The following is an 18,816-nucleotide window of genomic DNA, read 5'->3' as shown; positions in this document are numbered from 1 at the left end:
TGTCGACCATGCCGGCCATTTGTTCAACGGTCGGTGCCTTAATCGGGCCGTCGGCGACGGCAACCGCCACCGCTGCCGCGCCATCAGCAGCTTTTTCGGCTGCCTCCTGTGCGAAGGCGGGCAAAGCGGCGAACAATGTCGCCCCCGCCGCGCCTAGAAACTTGAGTGTCTTGGACATTTTCTGGTTCCCCTAGCTTGCTATTATCGCGTCAAAGCGCGGTTTCGTTGGTGTCGCCCGTGCGGATGCGCAGGGCACCGGCAAGTTCGAATTCAAATATCTTGCCGTCGCCAATGGCGCCTGTTTCGGCGGCCTGCTGAATGGCCTCGACCACGGCAGGGGCCTGATCGGACGCGCATGCGACCTCGATTTTCACCTTGGGCACCATGTTGGTTGCATATTCGGCACCGCGATAAATTTCGGTCTGCCCTTTTTGTCGGCCAAAGCCTTTGACCTCAGTCACGGTCATACCCGACACGCCCAACGCCGTGAGCGCTTCGCGCACCGGGTCCAGCTTGTGCGGCTTAATAATGGCAATAATATATTTCATGCACGCCCCCAATTTTGGTTGTGCAGTGCAATATGCAAACGTCGTGCCAGAAACGGGAAATGCACCTAAATGCGGCGATTACAGGCGATAGGGGCAGCCGACATAAGCGCCGCCACTTTGCGAAATGCCTAAAATTTAATCAGCGGATAATTTCTGCCTAAATATTAGGCATTCAACCAATGTGGATCGATGCCCATAAGGGCAGATGGTCCGACGCCTGTTTGGACAGCGGTGAAATATGGCTATCGGCGGCGGTGACTTTCACGTCGTGGCTGACAATGATGCGGTCCAATCGCGCGACTGGGCGCGATGTGTGAAAGCTTTTGGGCGTTTGCACCAGCCGGTGATGGTGGAACGCAAGTTCGTTCAATGCGCCACTGTCCGACCATTGGTTGAAATCACCCATCAGAATAGTGGGCATATGCCGCGGGCTGGCATCAATCGCCGCCAGCAACGCGCGGATTTGCTTGCGCCGCCACAGCCCGGATAAATCGAGGTGCACGCCAATGATGCGCAGTGCATGGCCAGCAACCGACAGTTCCGCCATCACCGCGCCGCGTGGTTCAAGCGTCGGCATATCAATCGGCTGGCAATGGCGCACTTCCATGCCCTTGCGCACCAAAATCGCATTGCCGTGCCAGCCAATGGCGGCGGGACGGAAAGCCAGCGGCACGGGCATCCACGATGTCTCCGCCTCCAGCATCGCCAGCGGCAATGCACTGACACGCGCGCCGAACCGGCGATCGACTTCCTGAAGCGCGATGATATCCGCGTCGATTTCTTTGAGCACCGCCAATATGCGTTCGGGGTTGCGCCGTTGGTCAAGGCCAATGGCCTTGCGAATATTATAGGTCGCAACCTTGAGTGCGTGGCTCATATCGGGGTCATGCGGTTCATTCGGCCATTTCGCAATGCTGACCGAGATATCCGCCCATCAACCCGCCGTGCCGCCTACCGTAAGCGCACTGACCAAAGTTGTTGGTTGGCCGACGCCCGCCGGAACGCTTTGCCCGCCCTTGCCGCATACGCCGATGCCATCATCCAATGCCATGTCGTTGCCAAGGCCGATGACCTTGTTCAGCGCGGTTGGGCCATCGCCGATCAAGGTCGCGCCCTTGATCGGATCGCCAAGCTTGCCGTCCTTGACCAAATAGGCCTCGGTACAGCTGAACACGAATTTGCCCGACACGATGTCAACTTGCCCACCGCCGAAGCTTTTGGCGAAGATGCCGTTTTTGACGCGGCTCAACAGTTCGGCGGGGTCGTCATTGCCGCTGCGCATGAATGTGTTGGTCATGCGCGGCATGGGTGCATGGGCGTAGCTTTCGCGGCGGCCATTGCCGGTGGGGGCAACACCCATCAGGCGGGCGTTCATGCGGTCCTGCATATAGGCGCGCAATATGCCGTCTTCGATCAGGACATTTTCCTGCGTCGGCGTGCCTTCATCATCAATCGACAGCGAACCACGGCGGTTCATCATGGTGCCATCGTCAACAACGGTGACACCGGGCGCGGCAACGCGCTGGCCAATCTTTCCGGAAAAGGCACTGCTGCCCTTGCGGTTAAAATCGCCTTCCAGACCATGGCCGACGGCTTCATGCAGCAATACGCCGGGCCAGCCGGGTCCAAGCAACACGGTCATTTCGCCCGCGGGTGCGGCGACCGAACGCAAGTTGGTCAGCGCCTGCGCCAACGCTTCATCAATGGCATGTTCCCATTCATGATCTTCGAACAATTTGTCGTACAAATAGCGCCCGCCAAAACCATAAGTGCCGGTTTCGCGGCGGTCGCCGTCTTGCGCGACGATGGAGACATTGAGGCGCACCAAAGGCCGAACGTCCGTGGCGACAAAGCCATCGGCGCGCACGATTTCGACGACGCTCCAGCTGCCCGAAAGGCTGACGCTCACTTGCGCGACGCGTGGGTCACGGGCGCGGGCGGCGGCGTCGATCTGTTGGCACAAAGCGACCTTTTGCGCGAATGGCACGAGTTCGAGCGGATTGCCGTCCGTATATAAATGCCGGTTGTTCTGGCGCGGCGGCGGGGCGGGCTGTTCCTTCGCAGGATCGAGCAGCTTCAACGTTTCCCCTGCCCGGCGAATCGCGGCCTCGCTCATGTCATTGGCGTGACTGAAGCCGGTCATCTCACCCGACACACCGCGCAGGCCAAAGCCCGAACCCGTCGAATAATCCGCCATTTTCAACCGGCCATCGTCAAAACCAAAGCTCTCGGTCGCGCTATATTGCAAATATAGCTCACCATCATCGCACGCCTTCAACGCATCACGCGTGATACGCTGCGCTGCGTCAGGGTCGAGAAGGCCGGGTTGATAAAGATATGAGCGGGGATCGGTGTAAGTCATTTTGCGTATATGGGACGGTGTGGCGGCGGTTGAAAGGGTAATTTGCATATTCGTCCCGCAGCGCAGGGTGGACAGCCCTGCGTCATCACCGCAGCCCTGAGCCTGTCGAAGGGCGTCCATCGGCACAGCGCCTGCACTTTGGACACCCTTCGACGGTCGCAGGCGCTGCGCACCCGCTGCTCAGGGCTTCGGTTTATGCAGAGACCCCGCCCTTCCCATCAGCATTCCAACATCACATGTTCGTCACCCTGAACTTGTTTGTGCGCTGCACGCCTTCGGCTCCAGGGTCTTAATTCCTTGCAACACTAAAGTAAGATCCTGAAACAAGTTCAGGATGACGAAAGGTTTGGCGAAGGCAGCAATGACAAATCAATTATCAGCCTCTAAAGCCGCCCCATGACCACGCGATTCCAGTTTTCGATTTCCGCCACTGATGGCAAGGCACGCACCGGCAGCATTCAGATGATGCGCGGCGAAATTCGCACGCCTGCCTTCATGCCCGTCGGCACCGCCGCCACGGTAAAGGCGATGCGCCCTGCCGAAGTGCGCGCAACGGGCGCGGACATCATCCTTGGCAACACCTACCATCTGATGCTGCGGCCTGGCGCGGAACGTGTCGCGCGGCTGGGTGGGCTGCACCAGTTTTCGGGCTGGGACCGCCCGATATTGACCGACAGCGGCGGGTATCAGGTGATGAGCCTGTCGGCTTTGCGCAAAATCACCGAAGAGGGCGTGGCGTTTCAAAGCCATCTCGACGGGTCGAAACATATGCTGTCGCCCGAACGGTCGATGGAAATCCAGCGCTTGTTGGGCTCCGACATTGTCATGGCGTTTGACGAATGCCCCGCCAATGGCGTGAGCCGCGACGAAGCGATCAAGTCGATGGAACTATCGATGCGCTGGGCCAAGCGTTCACGCGACGGGTTCGACAGCGGCGGCGAACATGCCGCGCGCGCGGCCTTATTTGGCATTCAACAAGGATCATTGGACGAAGAATTGCGCAAGCGGTCGGCCGATGCTTTGATCGACATTGGTTTTGATGGCTATGCCGTGGGCGGCCTTGCGGTGGGTGAAGGGCAAGAGGCGATGTTTGGCTGCCTCGATTATGCGCCGGACCAATTGCCCGCCGACCGGCCACGTTATCTGATGGGTGTGGGCAAACCCGACGATTTGGTGGGCGCGGTTGAACGCGGCATCGACATGTTCGATTGCGTCCTGCCCACCCGCTCTGGCCGCAATGGCCAAGCCTTTACGCATCATGGCCCGATCAACATCCGCAATGCGAAATTTGCCGAAGACCAAGGGCCGATTGACGACCAATGCACCTGTCCGGTGTGCGCAACATGGACCCGTGCCTATGTCCATCACCTGATCCGGTCGGGCGAGATACTGGGCGCGATGCTGATGACGCAGCATAATCTGCATTATTACCAAATGCTGATGGCCGGAATGCGCGCGGCGATATCGCAAGGGCGCTTTGCGGCATTCGCGTCCGATTTCCGACGGGATTATGTCCGCGGAAAAGATCAGGGTTGAAGCGATGACGCGCGTCGCACAAGCCATCGCACGCGCACAGGCCAACAGTCCGTTTCTTGCCGGACTGATGGACCGCAACCCCGAATTGATGGCGATGGTCGCAGCGGGCGAATTTGACGCGGCGCTGGCGCAATCGCTTGCCCGGACGGCGGACAATGTCGGCACCGCCTTGCGCCAACAGCGGCAGGGCGTCGCGCTGGTCACCGCGATTGCGGACCTCGCAGGGGTTTGGGACCTCAGCCGCGTCACAGGCATCCTTTCCGACTTTGCCGACCATGCGCTCGACCAAGCCATATCTGCCGCCATCGAAGAACGCGTGCCCGGTGCGCCCAATCAAGGCTTTGCCGTCATTGCGCTGGGCAAACATGGCGGGCGCGAGCTGAATTATTCGTCGGACATTGACCCGATTTTCCTGTTCGATCCCAAAACCCTGCCCCACCGCGAACGCGACGATGTGGCGGAGGCTGCCGTGCGCTATGGCCGCCGCGTCATCGAACTGTTGTCCGCATTGGATGGCGACGGATATGTCTTTCGCGTCGACATGCGGCTGCGGCCATCGCCTGAGGTCAGCCCGATCGCTTTGCCCGTTGAAGCCGCCATCGGCTATTATGAATCAAGCGCGCTGGCGTGGGAGCAAGCGGCGTTTATCCGGTCGCGGGTCTGCGCCGGCGACCGCGCGCTGGGGGCATATTTCCTGAACGCCATTCAACCCTTCATCTGGCGCAAGTCGCTTGATTTCGGGCAATTGAAGAACATCACCGCCATGACCGCGCAAATCCGCGACCATTATGCCAAGGGTCAGAAAATGGGCCTTGGGTTCGACCTGAAGCGTGGCCATGGCGGGATCCGCGAATGTGAATTTTTCGCGCAGGCGCATCAGCTGATCCATGGCGGACGCGATCCTGTGCTGCGCGTGCCCGACACCCGCGAGGCGCTGACGCGGCTGGCGGCGGCTGGGCCGATTAGCCCGCAAGAGGCGGAGACCTTATCATCGGCCTATGAACAATTGCGGACATTTGAACATCGTCTGCAAATGCACAGCGACCGGCAAACGCACGAGATACCGCAGAACCGCGAAACCGCCGATGCCGTCGCGCGCTTGCATGGACTGGCGGACGCCGATGCGTTGATTGCCGCGATCCGCCCGATCACTGAACACGTCGCGGCGATTTACGACCGGATGGTGGACGCAGGCGGCAGCGAAGGACCGCGCATGGCCGACGAAGGCCTGCCGCTTGAAGAACAATTGACCGATTTGGGCTATACCGACCCGGCCGCAATCATGCAGCGCATGGCCCGGTGGCGCAGCGGCAAGATTCGCGCGATCCGCAGCGCATCGGCGCGCGACGCGTTCGAAGCCGTGCTGCCCGCGATCATGAAAGCATTGGCGCTGGCCCCCGATTCCGACCGTGCCATCGCGCGGTTTGAAAATATGATCGAGGCGATACCCAGCGCCATCAACGTCTTCCGCTTGCTGGAGGCGCGGCCCGGGCTGTTGCAATTGGTCGCCAATATATTGAGCTACGCGCCGACGCTGGCCGACGATCTTGGCCGGCAGAGCCGCTATCTGGACGCGTTGATTGACACGAGCGCGATGAACTTGCCCGGCGACATGGCCGCTTTGCACGACGCGATGGCGCGCCGGATTGGCGATGCCGATTATCAATCCATGCTCGACATTGTCCGCGATTATGTCGGCGAAAAACGCTTTGCGCTGGGCGTACAGTTGATTGAGGGCCGAAGCGACGCAAGCGACATCGCGCGCAGCTACGCCCATTTGGCGGAGGCCGCGTTGCAGACGCTCACCGCCGCGACGGTGGCCGAATTTGAAAAAGCGCATGGCCGCATTGACGGCGGCGAGCTGGTCATTTTGGCATTGGGCCGATTGGGCGGAGAGGCGCTGACGCATGCGTCGGACCTTGATCTGATATTGCTGTTCACGGGCAATAATCTCGCCGAATCCGATGGGCCGCGGCCACTGGGGGCGACGCAATATTTCAACCGGCTGGCGCAGCGCGTGATTGCCGCAATGTCGGTGCCCACCGCATCGGGCGCTTTATATGAGGTCGACACACGACTTCGGCCATCGGGCGCCGACGGGTTGCTCTGCGCGTCGGTGAAAAGCTTTGACCAATATCAGCGCGAAAATGCGTGGACGTGGGAGCATATGGCACTGACACGGGCGCGCGTGCTGTTTGGCTCGGCCGATGCGCGGGCGCAGGTGGATGCGATTGTCGCGGATGTGTTGCATGGCCAACGCGACCCCGAAAAACTGCGGACGGACATCGCCAGCATGCGCAAGGATATGGCCGCGCATAAGCCGCCCAAGGGCGAACTGGATGTGAAGCTGTTGCCCGGCGGCTTGGTCGATATGGAGTTTATCATCCACCGGCTCCAGTTGGAAACACATGCCGGTTTGGTGCCGCAGCTTGGCCCCGCAATTGATGCGCTGGTGGAAGCCGGACATCTGCCCGCAGACTTTGCCACGGCCTATGCGTTGTTCGCGCGCCTGTTGGTCATGGTACGCCTCGTCGCGCCCGATTGCGCCACCCCGCCATTGGCGGCGCAGGCGTTGATTGCCGACAGCCTTGGCTTTGCCGATTGGGATGGCTTGATGGCCGCGATTAGGGATTATCGCGGGGTTGTCATGCACGAATGGCAGCGGCTATTTGGACCACGCGATTTTTGAAAAGGAACCCAACATGACCGATATCAACGACACCCTGCCCGACGTCACCGTTGCGGATAGCGCAGGCGATGCGGTCAATCTGGCGGCGCTGAAAGGCCCGCTGGTGCTCTATTTCTACCCCAAGGCCGATACACCCGGCTGCACGAATGAGGCCAAGGATTTCACCGCATTGTCGGCTGATTTCGCCGCGATCCATTGCCCCGTCTACGGCATGTCCAAGGACAAGCCCGCCAAGCTTGCCAAATTTGCGGCGAAATATGAACTTAACGTCACGTTGCTGTCGGACGAAGCCAGCGATGCCACCGAGCAAATGGGCGCGTGGGTCGAAAAATCGATGTACGGCAAAAGCTATATGGGCATTGACCGGTCAACCTATCTGGTCGGCAAAGACGGCAAGGTTGCGCAGGTCTGGCGCAAGGTGAAGGTCAAGGACCACGCCGCCGAGGTTCTCGCCGCGGCGAAAGCGATCGGCTGAACCACGCGAATCCTATTACAAAACCGAAGCCCTGAGCCTGTCGAAGGGCGGTTCCCGTTCGCACGCCTACCGCCCTTCGACGGTCGCAGACGCTACGCGTCTGCTGCTCAGGGCTGCGGTTTGTTGGGGCGGGCAGCTTGCGACCAACGGACGAATCGAAGCGCCAACCGATTCGGCGACCGTTCGGACGGTCAATCGCCCCAATAATCACGAAATTTCGCGGGTCTTGGCGGGAACAAACGGGTGTATGACGCGTTGTTCCGAACGCCAGATATTGCCCAAGCCAGTTTGGAAATTGTCGGTAAACCGCCATTTTAATGCCCCGTTGAACGCTCGATTCAACGACTCAACGCGTTTGAGCGGCGGTTTGTCCCGCGATTATGACAGGTATGTTGCATTCGTTTGAGCCATCGGACACCACCATTTTCGTAATGGTTGGGCAGATCCTCTGTCTTGGTCAAACTTCTGAACTGCGTAAAAGCGCGGGTCGCATGATAAGGTAATACGCAACATGGTATCCAGCGCTTTGGCAAACTGCCAATCACTGATCCTTAAAGCTGTATCTGCTTTGGTAATGGTCGCCGCTTTCACAGCAGCAACGCCATCGTTCGCCAACTCAGCCGCCGCCTCATCAGACACTTTCCGTATTTCACCAGAAGATTTGCGCGCGAACCAAAGCGCGCTTGGCGTGTCGGACCCTGAATTCCGCGCGTTGAACGACAGCTGGGGCATCATCAACGGCACCGCAACCAAGGTTGCAGTTGCCGTTCCATCGATCAACCCAGTGGACATCATGAAATTCTCCAGTGGCTTTGGTTATCGCAACGCACCGACGCGTGGTGCCAGCCGCAACCACAAGGGCATCGATATTCCCGGCGCCATCGGCACACCGATTTACGCAACAGCAGATGGCTTCATCGGCCGCGCTGAATGGGTTGGCGGTTATGGTAAATTGGTCGAAATCAACCACGGCAACGCGGTGCAGACACGTTACGGCCATTTGTCGGCGATGAATGTTACGCCAGGTCAGCGCATCCGCAAGGGCGACATTCTGGGCTATATGGGCTCAACTGGCCGCTCGACCGGAAGCCACCTGCATTATGAAGTCCGCATTGCCGGTGAAGCGATCAACCCAACCGCATTTCTGTCGCCAGAGAAATTTGACGCAAACGGCGCAAAAATGTTGCTCGCTGCAAAAACTGTTGATAGCACTGCCATCGGTGGCCCTGCTGACGGCGAGTAAGCAGACAGGCCAAAACGCATCACCTTTGGGAGAGGGTGTAATCTTGGGGGCTGGCGCGGGATACTGCGCCGCCCCTTTTCTTTAACTGCTGCATGGCCTACATATCCGATATGAGCGAAACTGAAGTCATCTCCATGACCGCCAATGCCGCGCGCCGCGTGGCCGAGATTGCAACCAAGCTTGGAAAAGATCCGGTGCTGCGGTTGTCGGTGGAAGGTGGCGGCTGTTCGGGCTTTCAATATCGTTTCGGCCTCGCCGACAGCGTTGAGGCGGATGACATCACCGCGCAAGGCGAAGGCGCATCTTTGGTCGTCGATCCCGTCAGCCTTGATCTGGTGCGCGGCTCTGCGGTCGATTTCGTCGAATCGCTTGGCGGCAAAAGCTTCAAGGTGACCAATCCGCAAGCGCAGGCCGGTTGTGGCTGCGGCTCCAGCTTTTCGGTTTGATGCAATAGCCATGCGCGGCTAGGGTCGCGGGCATGCGTATTGCGACTTACAACATCAACGGCGTCAAAGCGCGCCTTCCCCGCCTGCTCGAATGGCTGGAAGAAACCCAACCCGACATTGCCTGCCTGCAAGAGGTCAAGTCGCAGGACGAGGGCTTTCCGGTCGAAGAATTCGAACGCGCGGGCTATGGCGCGATCTGGCATGGGCAAAAATCGTTCAACGGCGTTGCCATCCTCGCCAAGGGCACGCAGCCTGTCGAAGCACAGCGCACCTTGCCCGGCGACCCTGAAGACGAACATGCCCGTTATCTGGAGGCGGATGTTTTCGGCATACGCTTTGCGAGCATTTATTTGCCCAATGGCAATCCGCTGCCCGGGCCGAAATTCGACTATAAGCTTGCGTGGATGAAACGCTTGTACGACCGCGCCGCCGAATTATTGGCGGCGGAGATCCCCGCGGTTCTGGCCGGCGACTATAATGTTATTCCGCACACGCATGATATCTGGGCGCCAGCCGCAATGTTGGACGATGCCTTGCGCCAACCCGAAAGCATCGCGGCCTATCGCGCTTTATTGGGCCAAGGCTGGACCGACGCGCTGGCGACGCATTATCCGCAAGGCGGGATTTGGACATTTTGGGATTTTCAGGCCGGCGCATGGCAACGCGACCATGGCTTTCGCATCGACCATCTTTTGCTCAGCCCCGTTGTCGCCGACCGCCTGGCATCCTGCGGCGTGGATAAGGACCATCGCGGCCGTGAAAAGGCCAGCGACCACGCGCCGACTTGGGTGGAGCTGACCGACTAAAATAGATATTGTAGCAGTCGCTACGTTTTGGTATCAGGCTCCCAATATTTATGGGGAGTGTGTCATGACATTGTTTCGCCTTTTCCTCGTTGCCGTCATTGCCATCGTCGGCGCCTATACCAGCGTCACCATCGCCAACCATGGCATGGGGCTCTATCCAATATTTTTCGGTGACATTGCGGAGATGGCGTGGCCCGGGCAGTTCAATCTCGACTTTTTATTCTTTCTAATGTTTTCCGGATTCTGGGTCGCATGGCGTCACGAATTTACCGTGGCCGGGCTCGTTCTCGGATTTGTGGCCTTTAACCTTGGCGCGCCATTTTTGGCCGCATATCTGCTCGTGCACAGCTATCGGACGAAGGGTGACGTTGCCGCCATGTTGCTTGGACCAAATCGGGCAGCACGCGCGCGCTAAACGGCCTTGGCGTTTATATCGTCAAGGCCGATGCTTTTCAGGAACAGCATCCCTTCGATGCTGACCAGAAGCCGCGCGGCATCAATGTCGCGCTGCGCTTCGCTGTCCGATTGCAGCTGCGCCTTGCCCCATTCCAGAAATCCGCGGCCAATCTGTTCGCCCACCGCGCGGTAAAACGGGTCGCCCATCGCCGCGCGTGCCGCGACATCAAGCCAGATCCGCATATAGGGCCACAGCGCATCTTCAAAAACGATACCCGCCAATTTGCGGCGCAGCGCATCCACGGGCAGCGGCTCTGCGGCGGTGTGCGCGCTGATCATCTCCACCAGCTGCGCCGAAATCTGTTCCAACACCGCGGTGATGATTTCCGCCTTATCCTTAAAATAATAAAGCAGCATCCGGTCGCTGGTGCCCGCCGCCTTGGCCAACGGACGCAGGCTCGACGCCGAAAGCCCTTGCGCAAGGACATAAGCGGTCAATCGCTCGACGATATCTGCGCGTTTGGTGTCAGGCTTTATCACGCCAACGCTATAGCGCACCCAAACACGTCAGGGCAAAGGGCAAAGTCACCGGGGTAACTGGACAGCGGCGGCGGCAATCACTATCGGCTGGCCATGCCTGAATCCAAAACACACGCCCACCCTTCCGATTCTATCCTGATCATCGATTTCGGGTCACAAGTGACTCAATTGATTGCGCGCCGCGTGCGCGAGGCCGGGGTCTATTCGGAGATTGCGCCATTCAATTCCGCCGAAGCCGCATTTGCACGTATGAAGCCCAAGGGCATCATCTTGTCGGGTGGCCCCGCATCGACGACCAAAGCCGATTCGCCGCGCGCACCGCAATGTGTTTTTGACAGCGGGCTCCCTATCCTTGGCATCTGCTATGGCCAACAAACCATGATGATGCAGCTGGGCGGCCATGTGAGCGAAGGCGACGGCGGCGAATTTGGCCGTGCGTTTATTGAGGTCGAAAAACCCTGCGCATTGTTTGACGGATTATGGGCGACGGGCGACAAGCATCAGGTGTGGATGAGCCATGGCGACAAGGTCACCAGCCTTGCCCCCGGCTTTGAAGTTGTCGCCACCAGCGACGGCGCGCCTTTTGCTTTTATCGCCGACGAAGCGCGGCAATATTATGGCATCCAATTCCACCCCGAAGTCGTGCACACCCCCGATGGCGCGAAATTGATCTCCAACTTCGTGCACAAAATCTGCGGTCTTGCCGGCGATTGGACGATGGCGGAATTCCGCGCGACGAAGATTGCCGAAATCCGCGCGCAAGTAGGGTCAGGCCGCGTCATTTGCGGGCTTTCGGGCGGTGTCGACAGCTCGGTTGCGGCGATCCTCATTCACGAAGCGATCGGCGCGCAACTCACCTGCGTCTTTGTCGACCATGGCCTGCTGCGCATGAATGAACGCGAACAGGTCGAAACCTTGTTCCGCGACCATTATAACATCCCGCTCGTCGTGGTGGACGCCGAAGAACGCTTCATGGCTGGCCTCGCGGGCGTCACCGACCCCGAAAAGAAACGCAAATTCATCGGCGGCGAATTCATCAACGTGTTTGAAGAAGAAGCCAAAAAAATCGGCGGCGCTGATTTCCTGGCGCAAGGCACGCTCTACCCCGACGTGATCGAAAGCGTCAGCTTCACCGGCGGGCCTTCGGTCACGATCAAAAGCCACCATAATGTCGGCGGCCTGCCCGCGCGGATGAACATGCAACTGGTCGAACCCTTGCGCGAACTGTTCAAGGATGAAGTGCGCGCCTTGGGCCGCGAATTGGGCCTGAATGACCAATTTGTCGGCCGCCACCCCTTCCCCGGCCCCGGCCTCGCCATCCGCATTCCGGGCGAAGTGACCAAGGAACGGTGCGACGTGTTGCGCAAGGCGGACGCCGTCTATCTCGAAGAAATCCGTAACGCAGGGCTGTATGACGCGATCTGGCAGGCCTTTGCCGTGCTGCTGCCCGTCCGCACCGTCGGCGTGATGGGCGATGGCCGCACCTATGACAATGTCTGCGCCTTGCGCGCGGTGACGTCGACCGACGGCATGACCGCCGACATCTACCCGTTTGAAAGCGCCTTCCTCAGCCGTGTGTCGACGCGCATCATCAACGAAGTCAAAGGCATCAACCGCGTGGTCTATGATTATACATCAAAGCCACCGGGAACCATTGAGTGGGAATAAGGCTGAAACAGCCATGACCATCACCTACGAACCCGAACGCAACCGGTTCAACATGCCGACGGAGGCGGGCGATGCTTATGTCACCATCCGCTGGGACGGAGATGTCATGATATTGCCGCACGCCGAAGTGCCATCCGCCCTGCGCGGGACGGGCGCGGGGGCGCGGCTGGCCAAGGGCGTGTTCGAACAGATCGAAGCCATGGACGTCAAAGCGCGGCCGACCTGTTCGTTTCTGGTAAAGGTCGCAAAGTCGGACCCGCGCTGGCAGAATCTGTTCGGGGTCTGAACGCATGACGTCAGACTTATCCCCCGCCGCGCTCAGCGAAATCGTCGAAATGGCGTTATCCGACCATATCAGCTTCACACAGATTTCGGCGCAGCATGGCGTTACACCCGACGAGATAAAGGCAATTATGCGCACGCAGCTTAAGCCCGGCAGCTACCGCGCATGGCGCAAACGCGTGCGCGATTTCGGCGACCGGCGCGAACATTATAAGTGACAGCCATGTGGCGCGGGCGATTGCCGTGGCTGGTTGCGAAAGCGGACCTCCTATCCATCCAAGTGCTGGCAGCTTACTCTATCAAAGAGTCGGTTTTGCAATCATAAGCCAAAACACGCCCATAAGGCTCAGGAATGCCGGCCAGCCCAAGGCGAACCACATGTGCATCGTTCTGCGGTAATCGGTGCCGAGTGGCACGCCACTGATCAACGAAGCTTCTGCAAGCCGGGTCGCCCTAATTTGCAGCCAGACCACTGGGATCCAGCACGCGAACGTCACTAGGTAAAGGCCGTACGTGGCAATCAACCAAGGCTCAAATAGCGAGTAGCCGAGGAAGTGGACCAGCATCAATCCGGTTAGGGGCTGGACAACTCCGCTCGTGCCAGTGAATATCCAATCCGCCTTCACCACCATTCGGCCTACGCGAGCAATCAGTGCGGGATTGCCAGTCAGGTGGGCGTTCCAGAAGTACCATGCGGTGCCCGCGCCAAACCCGAAAAGGACTGTACTACTGACAATATGAAGCCATTTCACGAAGAGGAAAGGATACATTAGCGCTTGTCTCCGATGATCCCATAAATGGCAATTGCTACCATGATAGGGATGTTTTTCAGCAGTGAACCTAGTGGGTCAAACCATAGCTCGGGCAGTGCAAAGCCGATGACCAAGGTGTAGCCGAGCACGACTACAAGCTGCAACAGGGCGGAGCGGACCGCCGAACGGTCGAATACCAAAGTGGCAGCGACTAGGATGTCGAGCGCGCAACTGCCAATACGAAGTGGGTCAGCCAAGCCTTGGGGCAATCCGAGCCTGTCCACTAACGCGTCTGTTTGCCCCCCGCCATGACTCAGGCCGACCAAAGCCGACATCAGCCACATGAAGACCAATACCGCCTGAAGTAATGGCGCCAGAAAAAACAAGCGAGCATGCCAGCGGTCCTGCACTTGTGCTGGACGTTCCTGTAATGCCACCTCGAGACTGCGCGGCGCAAAGCCGATCATCCTGACAAAGGCTTCGCTGTCACCCGTATTTCCAGCTATCATTTGAACGAGACTGTTAGTGGCGATCGGACCATCGCCAGTTAAATCGCCGATCCGGCCAAAAAACCGCATAACTGGAACTGGAATTCGGAGGAACCGTGCACTGCCAAAACCCATCCAAGCCCGATAGCGCGCAAGCAACTCCTTAACGGTCAGCGTCTCTGGCCCAACCGGTTCCAACACTTTGCACGGCACAAAGTCCTCTTCGCATACAATGCGTACGGAACGGGCTAAGTCCTGCACATGGATTGGATTGAAAGCAAATTCGCCGTCCCCAGGCAAAGGCACAAACAGCGGCATTCCCGCCAATCCGCGCATCAGCGACGTGCCTCCATAGCTACCATCGCCATAGACCAGTGATGGCCGTAAAATGATCCAATCCAGCCCTGATGAGCGTAATTCAGCTTCCCCCGCGAGCTTCGACTGCGAATAATCGGTACTAACATCGCTGCGTGCGCTGATCGCTGAGATCAGCACCACTCGCCTGACGGAAGCGGCTTTTGCGGCAGTATGGAGCGCCTTTGGCATAGCGAAGTGGATCGCATCCATATCCCTCCCTCGCAGCACGCCCGCTGCGTTCACGATGACATCCACATCGGCAAGATGGCATTGCCAGTCCTTGGCACTCAGCGCCTTGGCCAAATCGATGGCGATAAATTTAGCCTTCGGAAATGCCGCCGAGAGAGCGTCGGTCGAACGCACTGTTCCCACCACTCTGTGACCGGCATCCAGTAAGGTGCCGACAATTTGGCGCCCGATGAAACCGCCTGCACCAAGAACTAAAATCCGCATGTAATCCCCATGGAGATAGGGCAGCATTTAGCGACGCATGAACAAAGGTCGGCTGTCATCGAAAAAGCCCGCTCTGTACCGCTATTTGCTACCCCATTCCAAATCGGAAAATACAAAATCGCCGGTAGAGCAAATGATATTGAGCTTTGCCTGGTTACCTAATTTCAGCTCGGGGTGGCCTTCCAATTCGCCGATTGTAAAACTGATCTTATGGCCGTCCGTCACGGACATCGCGATCGGAAGCCGCTGTCCGATATTTACATAACCAATAAAAAAAGGTTCGTCCGTCTTTCCATCCACTGTCATTTTCAAAGACACTAACGCAGTCTTGGACTTGTGGTCGGGCGCAACAACCTGCAAAGCCCAGCGGCTCTTTTCGTCCATGCTTTCAAGAAAAATTTGTGCAAGTGGCGCGTACTTTCCTTTGCGAAATTCATTCGGCTGAATGTTCGTTTTGATGAAGAAGCTTTTCAATTCTACGTTTTGTTCGATGGCGGAATATCGATCAGCAGGAGTATCACAGCCATAGGTCATAGGCGCGCTGCTTGCTGCGGTGGTGAAAAAACAGGATGCAATTATACCTGCAAAAATACCGTATCTCCTCACTCTTGCCTCCATTCTATTGTGCGTTGTCCGCCATTCGAAGTTGCCAAAATATGGCCCATGGTCGGGATGCTTCCGAGCAAATACGAGCGATGCAATTATTGTTGTTTTCCAAAAGGCAACTTTTTGATGATCATGCGAAATCTTGTCATTCAAAATGTTTAAGAAATATGTAACGAACCTTCACGACCCCAACACGGCGCCCCCGAAAGAAATCCATGTCGAACATCGCCCTCTTGCGGTAGCCAAATTGATCTGCGCCCTTGTGGGTCGTCCAAAACCTATGTTAGCGTGCATGATGCCTTTTTGTTCGTCATCCGCATCGCTGTTGTCATTGCCTTCTGCGTCCGTGCATGGCGCAAACGCGTGCGTGATTTCGGCGACCGGCGGGAGCATTATAAGTGACATCCATGCGGTCAGGGCGATTGCCGTGGCTGCGTTCCTATCTGGCCGGGGTTCGGGGTAGGTCAGGACGTGGCGCGGTGGGCCATGTTGCACCCCTCCTCGTCACCCTGAACTTGTTTCAGGGTCTTAATTCTGGACGGTGCATGCAAAAGTAAGACCCTGAAACAAGTTCAGGGTGACGGAGGGGGCGGCGGCGGAGTGTGTGGGTGACGGTGTGTGTGGGCGGTGGCAGTGTTAGCCGCCATTCCGATCCAGTGTTCTTCTCACCAAATATAGGTGAAGCCACTGAATGCCCAAAAACAGAAAACCCATAAAGAACATAGCCGGTATGACGAGTTGCTCATCACCAGCTCTGGGTTTTGTTGTGAGGCTAAGTGCAACGTATAAAGCAAAGACAATGATTGCTAACGTTGGAATGAAGGCCAATGCTATACGACGTGGCGCATACCAAGTAACTTCCCCGTTGAGCCACCATTGCATGGGTAAGCGTTGCTCACAGGAAAATCGAGTATTGGCGCGAAGCGCAAGCCATATCATCACGGCAGCGAAAGCAGACCCGATTGTAACTAGCGCCATTGTCCAGTCTCCCTCCGCTGTGTTTAGCTTTCTCTGGCTCCGCCCGCAATGTCGTCGCAACCTGCCAGTCCGCTTTTTCGGCGATCGCAGTTAGCTGGCTGTTTGATGGTTCGTCTTTGGCCTGTTGGCAAATGGCTGATCAAAATTTTCGGGCGTTAGATCAAGCCGTTCGATTCTCGCCTGAGTTGACCGGCGCGGTATTCGTGATCCCGTGATGTCTTCCATATATCGTGCTGTATAGGTGTAGCGCTCGATCATATAAAATCCCGGATGTGTCGCCCCGTCCTTGTTACGAATTGGCGCATATTGGCGTGATTGAATAGAGTTGATGACGATCTTCGTCCAGTCACCGGAGCCTTCAGTGCGAAGTACTTCGACATCATCTACGCGACCATCTGCGGCAACCCAGAATCCGACATCCATCCAACGGCCTTCAAAATTTCGAGGAATTTGCGTCAGCACATTTTGAGGAGCTGGCATCGATTCCCCTTCAATTCTTCTTGGGCCAACATTCAACAATAAGGACTGCCCACTATTCGTTCTTTCACCATAAGCGCTCTTCGGCACATCAATGGGGTCGGCAGACAGTAAAATTGGCCGATCAACACCGCGCGATAACACCCGGCGCATAATGGCATCGGTTGAGTCACCGCGACCCTCCCGCCGATCAATACGCGCCAATGCGACTTCGGCGATGAGTGAAAAGTCATCAGACCCGGGCAGCGGCCGCTTGACCATTTCGGCAAGCGCGGCACGCGCGCGCTTCATATCGGGCTGATACCGTTCGTTTTCGCCAATGGCATAAATCAACAAATTCGCGCGAAGCTTGGCGAGGGTTGCAATCTGGTTTTGCCCTGCCGCGATTGCGGCCTTTTCAACATCTGCATAAATGTCCAGTGCATTGTCTGGATAACCAAGCTTAACGCGACTGTCCGCGATCTCTAGTTGGGCAGAGAGAACTCTGGCATCGTCAGCGGGGAAGTTTGACCGAAGCGTGTCACGCATATCCAGCAAGCGCAGCCGGTACTCGTCAGTCTCGCCGAGATGCTCGGCAATGCGGCTTGACGCTCGATATAGATAGGAAAGCTCTACCGGGAATTGATTTCGATATTTCCCATTGCGGCCGATTGCTTTTTTCAACGTCGTTTTGGCGTCCCGATATTCACCGGCAACAAACTGGTTTTCTGCATGTGCAATTGCCGCGCGGACATCTGCATCAGGTGAACAATTACCCGCCAAGCAATTTTTTAGCGTTCGTTCTGTATCCGCCAGCGACGCCCCAGTGACGACAATTTCTTTATCCGCGGGTTTCTCCGCAGATACCATAGTTACGGGCAAAAAAAATGCGGCTGATACCCAAATGGCAGAAAAACGACTCATGTTTATCTCCTCATCTCTACATTAAAATGATTCCAAGTTTTTGGATTTGCAATGAGGCCATGATGCAAGTCGTAATGCGCCATTTCAGTAACAGGATACTGATATAATGGGCCCATCAACAGCCATAACGTTGGGGTTTTTGATGATCATGCGAAATCTTGTCATTCAAAATGTTTAAGAAATATGTAACGAACCTTCACCACCCCACAAAAGCGCGCCCGAAAGAAATCCATGTCGAACGTCACCCTCTTGCGGCAACCAAATTGATCTGCGCCCTTGTGGGTCGTCCAAAACCTATGTTAGCGTGCATGATGCCTTTTTGTTCGTCATCCGCATCGCTGTTGTTATTGCCTTCTGCGTCCGTGCATGGGTACTGGGCCTAGAGCGTAATCATTCCAAGAAAGCACGACCGAAATGCCTACTTCAACCTATGTGGTTATGGCCATTTATCTGGCCTTTGGCCTGCTTGAATTGTTTCGCACCCGCCTTTTTTCGAAGAATGAGCAAACCCGCGACGACGGCATTGTTGAAGTTATCAGCACCGTTTTATTGTTGGTTTTCACCCAGCCCGCCATTTTGATGTTTGTCGACTATGCGCTCGGCGCGCTGCGTCCCGAATGGCGTGGGATGTTGTCGGGTATCAATATATTCGTGGCGATCGGGTTGTTCCTGATCCTGGATGACATGATGCAATATTGGCAGCACCGTGCATCGCATAGCTTCGCGTGGCTCTACAATATGCACCGTGCGCACCACAACGCCCGCTATATGAGCATCCGGTTGGTCTACCGGAACAACATTTTTTATTACG

General features: G+C 57.1%; 20 protein-coding genes. 11 read left to right on the top strand and 9 right to left on the bottom strand.

Going from position 1 to position 18,816, the window contains the following annotated elements; all coding sequences use genetic code 11:
• Positions 1–209: 209 nt before the first annotated feature.
• The 3 genes from ACILQA_RS04065 to tldD all read right to left on the bottom strand — a co-directional run bounded on the left by ACILQA_RS04065 (position 210) and on the right by tldD (position 2,910).
• Positions 210–548, bottom strand: a complete 339-nt coding sequence (locus tag ACILQA_RS04065; protein ID WP_333570320.1) for a P-II family nitrogen regulator — start codon at positions 546–548, stop codon at positions 210–212.
• Between the two features lie 172 nt (positions 549–720).
• The gene (locus tag ACILQA_RS04060) at positions 721–1,425 is read right to left on the bottom strand and encodes an endonuclease/exonuclease/phosphatase family protein (protein WP_395628538.1); all 705 of its coding nucleotides are present in this window, start codon (positions 1,423–1,425) and stop codon (positions 721–723) included.
• A gap of 57 nt (positions 1,426–1,482) precedes the next feature.
• A complete protein-coding gene (gene tldD, locus ACILQA_RS04055; protein WP_395628537.1) occupies positions 1,483–2,910 on the bottom strand; it encodes a metalloprotease TldD in 1,428 nt (475 codons plus the stop codon).
• A 396-nt stretch (positions 2,911–3,306) separates the two neighbouring features.
• On the opposite strand from tldD, the gene tgt reads away from it, so the two are divergent.
• From tgt to ACILQA_RS04020, 7 genes are all read left to right on the top strand, one after another.
• Positions 3,307–4,446: a tRNA guanosine(34) transglycosylase Tgt gene (gene tgt / locus ACILQA_RS04050; RefSeq protein ID WP_395628536.1), complete on the top strand. Its 1,140-nt coding sequence runs from the start codon at positions 3,307–3,309 to the stop codon at positions 4,444–4,446.
• Positions 4,447–4,450: 4 nt separating this feature from the next.
• Positions 4,451–7,135, top strand: a complete 2,685-nt coding sequence (locus ACILQA_RS04045; protein WP_395628535.1) for a bifunctional [glutamine synthetase] adenylyltransferase/[glutamine synthetase]-adenylyl-L-tyrosine phosphorylase — start codon at positions 4,451–4,453, stop codon at positions 7,133–7,135.
• Positions 7,136–7,148: 13 nt separating this feature from the next.
• Positions 7,149–7,610 (top strand): peroxiredoxin, encoded by a 462-nt coding sequence (locus tag ACILQA_RS04040; protein ID WP_395628534.1) that lies wholly within the window; start codon positions 7,149–7,151, stop codon positions 7,608–7,610.
• 511 nt (positions 7,611–8,121) lie between these two features.
• Entirely contained in the window at positions 8,122–8,853 is a 732-nt protein-coding gene (locus tag ACILQA_RS04035; protein ID WP_395628533.1) for a M23 family metallopeptidase, read from the top strand.
• A gap of 110 nt (positions 8,854–8,963) precedes the next feature.
• Complete coding sequence (locus tag ACILQA_RS04030; protein WP_395628532.1) at positions 8,964–9,299, top strand: HesB/IscA family protein; 336 nt, start codon at positions 8,964–8,966, stop codon at positions 9,297–9,299.
• Positions 9,300–9,331: 32 nt separating this feature from the next.
• Positions 9,332–10,105 (top strand): exodeoxyribonuclease III, encoded by a 774-nt coding sequence (xth, locus tag ACILQA_RS04025; protein WP_395628531.1) that lies wholly within the window; start codon positions 9,332–9,334, stop codon positions 10,103–10,105.
• A 64-nt stretch (positions 10,106–10,169) separates the two neighbouring features.
• The gene (locus ACILQA_RS04020) at positions 10,170–10,520 is read left to right on the top strand and encodes a hypothetical protein (RefSeq protein ID WP_395628530.1); all 351 of its coding nucleotides are present in this window, start codon (positions 10,170–10,172) and stop codon (positions 10,518–10,520) included.
• Here the strand turns inward: ACILQA_RS04020 and ACILQA_RS04015 are convergent.
• Positions 10,517–11,041 carry a TetR/AcrR family transcriptional regulator gene (locus ACILQA_RS04015; RefSeq protein ID WP_395628529.1) on the bottom strand — a complete coding sequence of 175 codons (525 nt, stop codon included), beginning with the start codon at positions 11,039–11,041 and terminating at the stop codon, positions 10,517–10,519. The genes ACILQA_RS04020 and ACILQA_RS04015 overlap by 4 nt on opposite strands.
• Before the next feature lie 93 nt (positions 11,042–11,134).
• On the opposite strand from ACILQA_RS04015, the gene guaA reads away from it, so the two are divergent.
• The 3 genes from guaA to ACILQA_RS04000 are packed head-to-tail and all read left to right on the top strand — an operon-like array spanning position 11,135 to position 13,209.
• The gene (gene guaA, locus ACILQA_RS04010) at positions 11,135–12,709 is read left to right on the top strand and encodes a glutamine-hydrolyzing GMP synthase (protein WP_324478616.1); all 1,575 of its coding nucleotides are present in this window, start codon (positions 11,135–11,137) and stop codon (positions 12,707–12,709) included.
• 13 nt (positions 12,710–12,722) lie between these two features.
• Positions 12,723–12,995, top strand: coding sequence for a GNAT family N-acetyltransferase (locus ACILQA_RS04005; protein ID WP_395628528.1), 273 nt, complete (start codon positions 12,723–12,725; stop codon positions 12,993–12,995).
• 4 nt (positions 12,996–12,999) lie between these two features.
• A complete protein-coding gene (locus tag ACILQA_RS04000; protein WP_395628527.1) occupies positions 13,000–13,209 on the top strand; it encodes a DUF2805 domain-containing protein in 210 nt (69 codons plus the stop codon).
• Between the two features lie 81 nt (positions 13,210–13,290).
• On the opposite strand, the gene ACILQA_RS03995 is transcribed toward ACILQA_RS04000, so the two are convergent.
• The 5 genes from ACILQA_RS03995 to ACILQA_RS03975 form a co-directional block, all read right to left on the bottom strand.
• Positions 13,291–13,761, bottom strand: coding sequence for a DUF2269 family protein (locus ACILQA_RS03995; RefSeq protein WP_395628526.1), 471 nt, complete (start codon positions 13,759–13,761; stop codon positions 13,291–13,293).
• Positions 13,761–15,041: an SDR family oxidoreductase gene (locus ACILQA_RS03990; protein WP_395628525.1), complete on the bottom strand. Its 1,281-nt coding sequence runs from the start codon at positions 15,039–15,041 to the stop codon at positions 13,761–13,763. Before ACILQA_RS03990 ends, ACILQA_RS03995 begins: the two co-directional genes overlap by 1 nt.
• An 81-nt stretch (positions 15,042–15,122) precedes the next feature.
• Positions 15,123–15,800: a hypothetical protein gene (locus tag ACILQA_RS03985; RefSeq protein ID WP_395628524.1), complete on the bottom strand. Its 678-nt coding sequence runs from the start codon at positions 15,798–15,800 to the stop codon at positions 15,123–15,125.
• 483 nt (positions 15,801–16,283) lie between these two features.
• Positions 16,284–16,625 carry a hypothetical protein gene (locus ACILQA_RS03980; protein ID WP_395628523.1) on the bottom strand — a complete coding sequence of 114 codons (342 nt, stop codon included), beginning with the start codon at positions 16,623–16,625 and terminating at the stop codon, positions 16,284–16,286.
• A gap of 90 nt (positions 16,626–16,715) precedes the next feature.
• Positions 16,716–18,005 carry a hypothetical protein gene (locus ACILQA_RS03975; RefSeq protein WP_395628522.1) on the bottom strand — a complete coding sequence of 430 codons (1,290 nt, stop codon included), beginning with the start codon at positions 18,003–18,005 and terminating at the stop codon, positions 16,716–16,718.
• Between the two features lie 414 nt (positions 18,006–18,419).
• On the opposite strand from ACILQA_RS03975, the gene ACILQA_RS03970 reads away from it, so the two are divergent.
• A partial coding sequence (locus ACILQA_RS03970; RefSeq protein WP_395628521.1) for a sterol desaturase family protein occupies positions 18,420–18,816 on the top strand: 397 nt, incomplete at its 3' end.

Origin of the sequence: Sphingorhabdus sp. (genome assembly GCF_044239005.1) — a bacterium.
GTDB lineage: Bacteria > Pseudomonadota > Alphaproteobacteria > Sphingomonadales > Sphingomonadaceae > Sphingorhabdus_B.
This window is presented reverse-complemented; position numbering and strand designations above follow the sequence as displayed.

What these genes read in the sequence shown, in the direction of transcription:
- ACILQA_RS03980 (WP_395628523.1), bottom strand. Translation starts at nt 16,625, where the DNA reads ATGGCGCTAGTTACAATCGGGTCTGCTTTCGCTGCCGTGATGATATGG.
- ACILQA_RS04030 (WP_395628532.1), top strand. Translation starts at nt 8,964, where the DNA reads ATGAGCGAAACTGAAGTCATCTCCATGACCGCCAATGCCGCGCGCCGC.
- xth (WP_395628531.1), top strand. Translation starts at nt 9,332, where the DNA reads ATGCGTATTGCGACTTACAACATCAACGGCGTCAAAGCGCGCCTTCCC.
- ACILQA_RS03990 (WP_395628525.1), bottom strand. Translation starts at nt 15,041, where the DNA reads ATGCGGATTTTAGTTCTTGGTGCAGGCGGTTTCATCGGGCGCCAAATT.
- tldD (WP_395628537.1), bottom strand. Translation starts at nt 2,910, where the DNA reads ATGACTTACACCGATCCCCGCTCATATCTTTATCAACCCGGCCTTCTC.
- ACILQA_RS04020 (WP_395628530.1), top strand. Translation starts at nt 10,170, where the DNA reads ATGACATTGTTTCGCCTTTTCCTCGTTGCCGTCATTGCCATCGTCGGC.
- tgt (WP_395628536.1), top strand. Translation starts at nt 3,307, where the DNA reads ATGACCACGCGATTCCAGTTTTCGATTTCCGCCACTGATGGCAAGGCA.
- ACILQA_RS04040 (WP_395628534.1), top strand. Translation starts at nt 7,149, where the DNA reads ATGACCGATATCAACGACACCCTGCCCGACGTCACCGTTGCGGATAGC.
- guaA (WP_324478616.1), top strand. Translation starts at nt 11,135, where the DNA reads ATGCCTGAATCCAAAACACACGCCCACCCTTCCGATTCTATCCTGATC.
- ACILQA_RS04060 (WP_395628538.1), bottom strand. Translation starts at nt 1,425, where the DNA reads ATGAGCCACGCACTCAAGGTTGCGACCTATAATATTCGCAAGGCCATT.
- ACILQA_RS04035 (WP_395628533.1), top strand. Translation starts at nt 8,122, where the DNA reads ATGGTATCCAGCGCTTTGGCAAACTGCCAATCACTGATCCTTAAAGCT.
- ACILQA_RS04045 (WP_395628535.1), top strand. Translation starts at nt 4,451, where the DNA reads ATGACGCGCGTCGCACAAGCCATCGCACGCGCACAGGCCAACAGTCCG.
- ACILQA_RS03995 (WP_395628526.1), bottom strand. Translation starts at nt 13,761, where the DNA reads ATGTATCCTTTCCTCTTCGTGAAATGGCTTCATATTGTCAGTAGTACA.
- ACILQA_RS04005 (WP_395628528.1), top strand. Translation starts at nt 12,723, where the DNA reads ATGACCATCACCTACGAACCCGAACGCAACCGGTTCAACATGCCGACG.
- ACILQA_RS04000 (WP_395628527.1), top strand. Translation starts at nt 13,000, where the DNA reads ATGACGTCAGACTTATCCCCCGCCGCGCTCAGCGAAATCGTCGAAATG.
- ACILQA_RS03975 (WP_395628522.1), bottom strand. Translation starts at nt 18,005, where the DNA reads ATGAGTCGTTTTTCTGCCATTTGGGTATCAGCCGCATTTTTTTTGCCC.
- ACILQA_RS04065 (WP_333570320.1), bottom strand. Translation starts at nt 548, where the DNA reads ATGAAATATATTATTGCCATTATTAAGCCGCACAAGCTGGACCCGGTG.